The sequence below is a fragment of the Halalkalibacterium ligniniphilum genome (assembly GCF_000334155.1).
Lineage (GTDB): Bacteria > Bacillota > Bacilli > Bacillales > Bacillaceae_D > Halalkalibacterium > Halalkalibacterium ligniniphilum.
Map to the genome: position 1 here is coordinate 1 of NZ_ANNK01000128.1, position 2,754 is coordinate 2,754.

Annotated in this window: 3 protein-coding genes; all 3 read right to left on the bottom strand. The window is 39.4% G+C overall.

Translation table 11 applies throughout. The features are described 5' to 3' along the window. Positions 1–186: 186 nt before the first annotated feature. Entirely contained in the window at positions 187–1,878 is a 1,692-nt protein-coding gene (locus BLT_RS0115915; protein ID WP_017728766.1) for an alkaline phosphatase, read from the bottom strand. Positions 1,879–1,935: 57 nt separating this feature from the next. Continuing rightward, on the bottom strand, positions 1,936–2,061 hold the full coding sequence (locus BLT_RS24735) for a hypothetical protein (RefSeq protein WP_017728767.1): 126 nt from the start codon (positions 2,059–2,061) through the stop codon (positions 1,936–1,938). Positions 2,062–2,104: 43 nt separating this feature from the next. Continuing rightward, positions 2,105–2,754, bottom strand: a 650-nt coding sequence (locus BLT_RS0115925) for a class I adenylate-forming enzyme family protein (protein WP_017728768.1), incomplete at its 5' end; no start/stop codon positions are given.

Below are 2,754 nucleotides of genomic sequence, written 5' to 3' on the forward strand. Positions count from 1 at the left end.
CCGATCCAACGAATTAACCGACATAGTATCCCGAACCATACGAAAAATGTCGTTGAGGCCGCAAAGGAAATTTCAGAACGACTTGGGTATTTAGAAAGCTTCAGGAAATAATTGTTTATTGTTAAATTGCTGAAGCCCAGCCTATAAGTGGGCTGGGTTTCAGGGATGATATCTTGATCTAGACAATTAATTCGTTCTTCTTTCTTCTAGTTGGCTCATAAAGTTCTCTTCATCAGTAAACAACTCAGTTCCCATTAAATAAGAGATGATTCGTGGCAAATCAGTATTGTCAAGCAAGCCAACAAATTCATTTGCTCCTTCACCATAAGCATATAATGGAACTTCGACGCCAGAATGATTGCGTGTTCCCCAGCTGATGTACGCATGGTTTGAAACGACCGTTCCAAGTACGTTTGATAATGCATACTGATCGTTCCAATTGACTGAAGTAATCATTTTTTCATCTTCCTCTGTTATCTCAAAGCCAACGAAAGGTGAAACGATTTCGTTAATATTGGCTACGTACGCTTTTGTTTCTTCAGGCTTATTGCTTGTTGTTCCAATGGCTACATGTTTACCAAACATTTCAGCAAATGATTGAACGTTCACATAGTTACTTTTCTCTTCTGCGTCATAAAACATATCAAATAACTTTACTTCTCTCCCGTTGTTAACTTCTTGGCGACCAAAGTCAAGAGTGACGCTGTGTGTATTATTCTTTAATACTGCTTTTCTTGTTTTTGAATCATAGGTAAATGATGTACTGAATTGTCTCGCTGCCTGGCGAACTGGAAGATAATGATTTCCATCAACTTCTTTGCTTCCTGTTAGGGAAAGGCTTAGAGCATTCGTAACTAATTGTTCTGCAATCACATTGTTACTTGCTTTAACATTTTTTAAAATGGAAATATTGTCTGCATATCCACCAGGAGTTGTGCCAATAACCATTCCACCAGTCTCATGGTCACCTACAACGACGACTAAGGTTTCCTTATCTTCTTTTGCAAATTCAAGAGCTTCGTCTACAGCTTTTTCAAATTCTAACGTATCCGTAATTGCAGCAACAGGATCGTTGGCATGTCCAGCCCAGTCAATTTGACTGCCTTCGACCATTAAGAAAAATCCTTCATCATTTTTATCTAAAATATCAATGGCCATGTCTGTCATTTCTGATAAGCTTGGCTGTTCAGAATCAACTCGATCAATTTCATAGGTAAGAGCGGCATCAGCAAACAATCCAAGTACTTTATCGCCTTCAACATCTGCCATTTCTGATTTTTTGGTAATATAATCATAGCCTGCTTCCTCAGCCTCTGCCACTAAATTGCGCTCTGGTTGCTTCCCTCCATCTTCCTCAAGAGTAAACATATCACGTCCGCCACCTAAAATCACATCAACATTACCAATATATTGCTGAGCTAATTCCACTTCATTTCCGCGAGAAGCATCATGAGAAACGAAAACAGCCGGCGTAGCATGGGTAATGCGTGATGTTGCTACTAGCCCAGTTGCTTTGTCTTTATTTCGAGCTGCATCAAGGATAGAGTCAGGCTCTCTGCCATCTGGGGTAACAGAAATTTTTCCATTATCCGTTTTATAGCCAGTTGCCATTGCCGTGCCTGCCGCTGCAGAATCGGTCACACTTGTATCGGCAGAATAGGTTTTCATCATGCCTTTTAAATAGCGTTCAAAACTCAACTCTTCACCTTTAAAAATACGAGAAGCCGTTAAATAGCTCGCTCCCATGCCATCTGGAATTAATAGAATGACGTTTTTAACAGAGCCCTTTTCCGCAGCACTCACATTGGGTGTTAACAGTGGAAACACCATAACAAAGGCAACGAAAACCGCACACAGTTGCTTCAATTTTTTGAACATGATTTAAAAACTCCCCTCTCCATCTCCTTATTTCTTTTATAGAATAATATGGTAACGTTAAGGAGAATTAGAGGTCGTATAAAAATCATGTAAAGAACGTGTTAACTTTACTTTATAAACTTTGTAAGAAATAAAATATGCCGCAGCAGTTAACAACGCTGATACGACTTTTTTCGTTTTCATTCGTTAAATCCTCCTATGGGAAAGCGCTCATTCATTTTGTCTTTCAGCTTTTCACCGAGGTCCGGAGCAAATTTTTGAGGATTTTTCCGTTTGGATTTTTCTTTAATTCCTTAAGAAATTCAACCTCTGCTGGTACTTTGTAGTCTGCTAATCGCTCAGCAACAAACTGCTTTACTTCTTTTTCGAGAATCATTTCCCCTTTAAGAGGAACAATAAATGCCTTTACCACTTCACCAAACAGCTTATCTGCTACTCCAACAACAGCGGCTTCAAGAATTTTTGGATGCAAGTGCAATACATTTTCGATCTCAATTGAAAAGATTTTTTCCCCCCCACGATTAATCATGTCTTTTTTACGATCCATAATATAAACAAAACCATCCTCATCGACGGCTGCAACATCTCCTGATTTCCAGAAAGCGTCTTCAAATGACTTCTTGTTCGCTTCTTCATTGTCCCAGTAACCTTCAATGACCATGGCACCTTTAATTAGTAGTTCACCTGGATAATTAGGAGGACACTCCTCTCCCCTTTCATTTATTACTTTAACTTCTGCTCCAAGTACAGGCAGACCGACTGACATCATTTTTGATTCAGGATGATTCATAGGCATTATCGTTGTGGGAGAGCATGTCTCAGTTGCGCCATAACAGTTATGCAATGAAGCATGATTGAACGTTTGACGTAGCTGGT